The organism is Streptomyces sp. NPDC127038 (genome assembly GCF_042725875.1).
Classification (GTDB): Bacteria; Actinomycetota; Actinomycetes; order Streptomycetales; family Streptomycetaceae; genus Streptomyces.
Map to the genome: position 1 here is coordinate 88608 of NZ_JBHXDQ010000031.1, position 6118 is coordinate 94725.

The 6118-nt window shown below is 71.8% G+C and carries 6 protein-coding genes; 1 reads left to right on the top strand and 5 read right to left on the bottom strand.

What is annotated here, in order from left to right; genetic code table 11:
• Positions 1–12 precede the first annotated feature (12 nt).
• The 5 genes from ACFWI4_RS22035 to glnA form a co-directional block, all read right to left on the bottom strand.
• Positions 13–861, bottom strand: coding sequence for an alpha/beta hydrolase (locus ACFWI4_RS22035; RefSeq protein WP_387198739.1), 849 nt, complete (start codon positions 859–861; stop codon positions 13–15).
• 148 nt (positions 862–1009) lie between these two features.
• Positions 1010–1642 (bottom strand): DUF1269 domain-containing protein, encoded by a 633-nt coding sequence (locus ACFWI4_RS22040; RefSeq protein WP_387198742.1) that lies wholly within the window; start codon positions 1640–1642, stop codon positions 1010–1012.
• 132 nt (positions 1643–1774) lie between these two features.
• Positions 1775–2359, bottom strand: a complete 585-nt coding sequence (locus ACFWI4_RS22045) for a hypothetical protein (protein ID WP_385400581.1) — start codon at positions 2357–2359, stop codon at positions 1775–1777.
• A gap of 4 nt (positions 2360–2363) precedes the next feature.
• On the bottom strand, positions 2364–3308 hold the full coding sequence (gene htpX / locus ACFWI4_RS22050) for a zinc metalloprotease HtpX (RefSeq protein WP_387198745.1): 945 nt from the start codon (positions 3306–3308) through the stop codon (positions 2364–2366).
• Between the two features lie 201 nt (positions 3309–3509).
• Positions 3510–4919 carry a type I glutamate--ammonia ligase gene (glnA, locus tag ACFWI4_RS22055; protein ID WP_385400586.1) on the bottom strand — a complete coding sequence of 470 codons (1410 nt, stop codon included), beginning with the start codon at positions 4917–4919 and terminating at the stop codon, positions 3510–3512.
• 199 nt (positions 4920–5118) lie between these two features.
• Here glnA and ACFWI4_RS22060 point away from each other — a divergent pair, with 199 nt between their 5' ends.
• Entirely contained in the window at positions 5119–5586 is a 468-nt protein-coding gene (locus tag ACFWI4_RS22060) for an RDD family protein (RefSeq protein ID WP_385400590.1), read from the top strand.
• Positions 5587–6118: the final 532 nt, after the last annotated feature.

Genomic DNA, 6118 nt, shown 5'->3' on the forward strand with positions numbered 1-6118 from the left:
ACCGCCGGCGCCTCAGCCGCCGAGTCCGGTGAGGGCCAGGTCCACGAGCCGGCACCGGTCCTCGGCGTGGTCGCGGAACCACAGGCCCAGGAAGTGATCGGCGTCGGGCAGTTCGAGGCGGGTGAAGTCCGCGCGCGTGCCCAGCGCGTCCGCGACGGCCCGCGTCACGGCGGGCGGGATGACCGCGTCCGAGGCGGGGACGACGAGCACGGCGCGGCCCTCGTAGTCCCGCAGCACGTCGAGCGCGGGCGTCCGCCGCCAGCTGTCCGGGGTACGGAGGATCCGGCTGAAGCGGCTCGGCGCAGCGGGTGTCTCCTGCCGCGGGCCACCGTCCGGGGCGTCGCCCGCCGGGCCCGTGCCCTGCGTGCCCGTGCCCGCCGGATCCGTGCTCGCCGGACCCTTGTCCTCCCGGTCCGGGCTCTTCGGGTCCTCGAACGGGAGGGGCCAGGCCTCGGCGGCGTACACCGCGGGCGCGCACAGGACGAGCGCCACCACGCGCTTGCCGTAGTGCCGCGCGAGATCGGTCGCCGTCTGGCCGCTCATGCTGAAGCCGACCAGGATCAGCGGGGAGTCCGCCGGAACCGTCGCGTCGATCACCGACACGGCCTGCTCGAACCGCAGCCGGAGGCTCAACTCGCCCAGTCTGCCGGTGCTTTCGCCGTGTCCGGAGAAGTCGAACGCGAGCCCGGCGCAGCCGCGGGCGGCGAAGTCGCCGAGCAGCGGGAGCAGCCGCTCCTTGCTGCCGTTGCCCGCGCCGTGCAGCAGGACGGCGGTCACCGCGCCGTCCCCGGCGTCGTCGCCACGGCTGCCGACGCAGCTCAGTCGTTCACCGTCGTGGTCGTGCGTGAAGGCGGAGAGCATCTGCCCATTCACGCACGCGGGCCACGCGATGCCCGAGGCGGGGTACGCGGTCGGACGACCGCCCGGTTCAGCCGGCGGCGGGGGTGGCGCCCGGGCCGACCGGTCGCGGGGTCGCCGAGCGGGGCAGCCGGCTGCGGAACCGCCCGGGTCAACCGGCGGCGGGGGTGGCGTTCGGGTCCGGCTTCGTGAGGCCCGGCGACGACGGAGCCGTGCCCTCGGCCGTCTTCGCCTGTCCGGCCGGGCCGCCGCCCGTCTCCGTCCCCGACGGCGTGGGGCCCCCGGCAGCCGCCTTGGCCTGCGCGGCGGCGACCGCCTCACGCAGGTGGTCCTCCTGCTCCTGGCTCAGCGAGGTCTGCACCAACTGGCCGCCGAACTCGGCGATCTGGGGGATCACCTTGTCCCCGGCCGCCTGCTTGACCAGGACGAACAGGGCGCCCGCGCCCGGCCGCAGATTCTGGCTCAGATCCTTCATGAACTTGTCGTTGATCCCGGTGTCCGTGACCGCCCCGCCCGCGGCACCGGCCGCCGCGCCCACCGCCGCGCCGAGCAGCGGCGCGAGGAAGAGCAGCCCGATGACACCGCCCCACAGCGCGCCCCCTGCCGCGCCGACGGCCGTGTGACTGACCGCCTGGTGGAGCTTGATCCGGCCGTCCTCGCTCCGCTCGACGACGACCGCGTCCTCCAGCTCGACGAGATGCTGCTTCGACAGCTCGAAGAGCTTGTCCCGCACCCGGCTCGCCGTGGCGACATCGTCGTAGGCGACGACGAACAGATTGCTCATGAGGGCACCCCTTGTGTCGATTCCGTACGACTTTATAGCGATATGGGGTGGGGTGCAGTCGGGAGAAATCCGTACGAGCGCCCGGTGCGGAGGTCCCCGGGCCCTGGGCGTGGGGCCCTTCGGGCCGGGGTGTCACAGGCCCGGCGCGCCCCAGATGGGGAACCAGCGGGCGAGGTCCTGCTCGACGCGCAGGTCGTCGGACAGAACCGCCTTGATCTGGAGCTCCAGCGCGTTGTCGCGCCGCTCGCCCCCGCCGGCGAGCGGCGCGAAGGGATAGAAGGTCCCGCGTTTGTACAGGTAGACGAGACCGAGCCGCCGCTCGCCGTCGTCCTCGAAACCCACCACCGAGCACAGCAGCTGGGGACCGAAGCCGGTGCTTTCCAGGGAGGTGTTGACCGCGTGCAGGTCGCTCACCAGGGCCGGCAGGTCGTCGGGCGCGCGGCGGGAGACAAGCCAGGAGTAGCCGTACTCGTCCCTGGTGCGTTCCACCGGGGGACCCGTCCGCTCGCTGTCGGCGTCCAGCAGGGCCTGCGCCTCCTGGTGGGCCTGGGCGAAGGCCGCGCCCTCGACCGACGCGAAGCACACCGCTCCCGTGCCGGTCGGGGTGAACCCGGCCGCCGCCTGGAGGGTCAGGGCCGCCGACGGCAGTCCGAAGAGCTGGTCGAGGTCGGGCACGGCGGGCTTGCTGCGGCCGAGCAGGATGTCCAGGAACCCCATGCGGTCAGAGAACCTCTCCGGGAGTCGGGGTGCCCGCGTCCGGCACGGCGGGCTCGCCCAGCTCGGCGGAGATGCGGGCCAGCTGTTCGAGCCGCTGCTCCAGGCTCGGGTGGGTCGAGAACAGGTTGGCGATGCCCGGCTCGGCGCCGAGCGCGGGGGTGAAGTAGAAGGCGTTGAAGGCCTGAGCGGTCCGCAGGTCCTTCGTCGGGATCCGGCCGATGTCCCCGGTCACCTTGGTCAGCGCGGACGCCAGCGCCGAGGGGCGGCCGGTGAGCAGGGCCGCGGAGCGGTCGGCGGCCAGTTCGCGGTACCGGGACAGCGCCCTGATCAGCATGAAACTGATGGCGTACACGGCCGCGGACACCGCCATCACGGCCATGAAGACGGCGACGGTGTTCTGGTCCTTGCGGCCCCGTCCGCCGAACATCTGCGAGTAGAACGCGAACCGCACGATCAGCCCGGCGAGCACTCCGAGGAACGACGCCACGGTGATCACGGCGACGTCCTTGTGCGCCACGTGCGACAGCTCGTGCGCGAGGACGCCCTCCAGTTCGTCGGGCTCCAGGCGGCGCAGCAGCCCGGTGGTCACGCACAGCACCGCGTGATCGGCGTTGCGCCCCGTGGCGAACGCGTTCGGCATGTCGATGTCCGACACGGCGACCAGCGGCTTGGGCATGTCGGCCACGGCGCACAGCCGGTCGACGACACCGTGCAGCTGGGGGTACTCCTCCCGCTCCACGATCCTTCCGTGCATGGCGTACAGCGCGATCCGGTCCGAGAACCAGTACTGCGCGATGAGCACCCCGGCCGCGATGACGACGACCAGGACCCAGGACTTCAGCAACACGATCAGCGCGGCGACGAAGGCCACGTACAGCAATCCGAGCAGGAACAGCGTGACCGTCATCCGCACGGTCAGCTGCCGATCGTTCCGGAATCGGCTCCGCATCTCGCACCACCCCGCACTCAGGCACTCGTCCCGCTTTCCATTGTGCGCCCGCGCTTCCCCATGAACAGGTGCCGATCGGCCCCGCGGCGGGCAAAGAACTCCCCGCCGGAGGCACCCCCGCACCGGGGCGGGAACGGCGCCGGCCGCGCCCTTCCCGGAGGAAGGACGCGGCCGGAGACGAACGCGGCGGGAGCCAGGGGCTCACACGTCGAAGTACAGCTCGAACTCGTGCGGGTGCGGGCGCAGGGCCAGCGGGGCGATCTCGTTGGTGCGCTTGTAGTCGATCCACGTCTCGATCAGGTCGGACGTGAAGACGTCGCCCGCGAGCAGGAACTCGTGGTCGCGCTCCAGCGAGTCGAGCACGGCCGGGAGCGAGGTCGGGACCTGGGCCACGCCCGCGTGCTCCTCGGGAGCCAGCTCGTACAGGTCCTTGTCGATCGGCTCGGCCGGCTCGATCTTGTTCTTGACGCCGTCCAGGCCGGCCATCAGCAGGGCCGAGAACGCCAGGTACGGGTTGCCGGAGGAGTCGGGCGCGCGGAACTCGACGCGCTTGGCCTTCGGGTTCGAGCCCGTGATCGGGATACGCATGGCGGCCGAGCGGTTGCGCTGCGAGTACACCAGGTTGACCGGGGCCTCGAAGCCGGGGACCAGGCGGTGGTACGAGTTCACCGTCGGGTTGGTGAAGGCCAGCAGCGACGGGGCGTGCTTGAGGATGCCGCCGATGTAGTAGCGGGCCATGTCCGACAGACCCGCGTAGCCGGCCTCGTCGTAGAACAGCGGGGAGCCGCCGCTCCACAGCGACTGGTGGACGTGCATGCCCGAGCCGTTGTCACCGAAGATCGGCTTCGGCATGAAGGTCGCGGTCTTGCCGTTGCGCCAGGCGACGTTCTTCACGATGTACTTGAAGAGCTGGAGGTCGTCGGCCGCGGCGAGCAGCGTGTTGAACTTGTAGTTGATCTCGGCCTGGCCGGCGGTGCCCACCTCGTGGTGCTGGCGCTCGACCTGGAGGCCGGACGCGGCCAGTTCCAGGGAGATCTCCGCACGCAGGTCGGCGAAGTGGTCGACCGGCGGGGTGGGGAAGTAGCCGCCCTTGTAGCGGACCTTGTAGCCGCGGTTGTCCTCGATCGCACCGGTGTTCCAGGCGCCGGCCTCGGAGTCGATGTGGTAGAAGGACTCGTTCTCGGCGGTCTTGAAGCGCACGCTGTCGAACACGTAGAACTCGGCCTCGGGACCGAAGTACGCGGTGTCGGCGATACCGGTCGAGGCGAGGTAGGCCTCGGCCTTCTTGGCCACGTTGCGCGGGTCACGGGAGTACTGCTCGCCCGTGATCGGGTCGTGGATGAAGAAGTTGATGTTGACCGTCTTGTCGCGGCGGAAGGGGTCGACGCGCGCGGTGGACAGGTCGGCGCGGAGCGCCATGTCGGACTCGTGGATGGCCTGGAAGCCGCGGATGGAGGAGCCGTCGAAGGCCAGCTCCTCGGCCGGGTCGAAGGCCTCGGCCGGGATGGTGAAGTGCTGCATCACACCCGGCAGGTCGCAGAAACGTACATCTACGAACTTGACGTCCTCGTCCGCGATGTACTTCTTGGCCTCGTCGGCGTTCTGGAACATCCAGCTCCTCCTACTCCCGCCCACTGTGGACCGGGGTGGTAGTTCGTTCGTGCGGCCAGTGCGGTGGCACACGCTGGAGCCGACCATAGGGACGGGGGATTTCTCCAGCGTGACCCATTTGTTTCGCCCAAGTTAACCGACCGCGGCCCTCCGGGCCCCTCCTGTCCGCATGGCAAAACGGGCACAGTACCTTGGACGGGTGGACAACAGGCAAGCAATCGGATCGTGGCTCTCCGGCCCCCGCGCGGCGGCGGAGGACGCCGGTGTCGACTTCGGGTACCGGGGTGAGCAACTCGGTCTGCCGGAGCACGGACCGGGCTCGATCGCCCGTCCGGGCCGCCGTCTCGGCGCCCTCGCGATCGACTGGGGCCTGTGCCTGCTGATCGCATACGGGCTGCTCACCGACGGCTACGGCCAGGCCACGGGCAACTGGGCGCTGCTCGTCTTCTTCGTCCTCGGGGTGCTCACGGTCGGCACGGTCGGCTCCACCCCGGGCAAGCGGCTGCTGGGTCTGCGGGTCGTGGCCGAGGGCGGCGGCCGGGCCAACCCGCTGCGCGTGCTGCTGCGCACGGCGCTCCTGTGCGTGGCCGTCCCGCCCCTGATCTGGGACCGCGACGGCCGGGGCCTCCACGACCGCCTGGCCCGCACGATCGAGATCCGCGCCTGATCCCGCCCGTCCGCCCGCTCACCGGCCCCTCGGCTCGGCCGCGCACGGGACCGGCCCCCGCGGGCGGGTGATCCCCTCCGGCGAGGACGGCCCCTGCGGGGAGGACCACGCCGCTCCCGCCGGGGCGGTTCGCCACGCCCTGAAGGGGGCGCGTCCCCGTGAGGGCGTCGGAGAGGGCCCGCCCGGTGAAGCGTGCCGACCTGATGAGGGCGCGGCCCGTCGGTACCGGCTCCCGGGGTCCCTGCGGGGCTCCGTCGCCCGGGGTGGCCGAAAGGCGCTTCGTACGACACCCGGCGCCGGTGCCGTGCCCACCCGTCCCGCCCTGCGGGACGCCTGCCCACGGGCGGCAGCACCGGAAGGTGGTCGGGGGTATTCGGCGCCGGGTGCCCGCGCCCACCTGTCCCGCCGCCCTGCGGGACGCCTGCCCACGGGCGGCAGCACCCGGTGGCGCGTTGCCCCCTCCGCGAGGAGGTCACCGTCCCCGGGTCCCCTGAAGGGCGCACCCGGGCCCAGGACCGGGCGACGCGAGAAA

Excerpts from the sequence above, each read along its gene's own strand:
- ACFWI4_RS22035 (WP_387198739.1), bottom strand. The coding sequence starts at position 861 with ATGCTCTCCGCCTTCACGCACGACCACGACGGTGAACGACTGAGCTGC.
- ACFWI4_RS22040 (WP_387198742.1), bottom strand. The coding sequence starts at position 1,642 with ATGAGCAATCTGTTCGTCGTCGCCTACGACGATGTCGCCACGGCGAGC.
- ACFWI4_RS22045 (WP_385400581.1), bottom strand. The coding sequence starts at position 2,359 with ATGGGGTTCCTGGACATCCTGCTCGGCCGCAGCAAGCCCGCCGTGCCC.
- htpX (WP_387198745.1), bottom strand. The coding sequence starts at position 3,308 with ATGCGGAGCCGATTCCGGAACGATCGGCAGCTGACCGTGCGGATGACG.
- glnA (WP_385400586.1), bottom strand. The coding sequence starts at position 4,919 with ATGTTCCAGAACGCCGACGAGGCCAAGAAGTACATCGCGGACGAGGAC.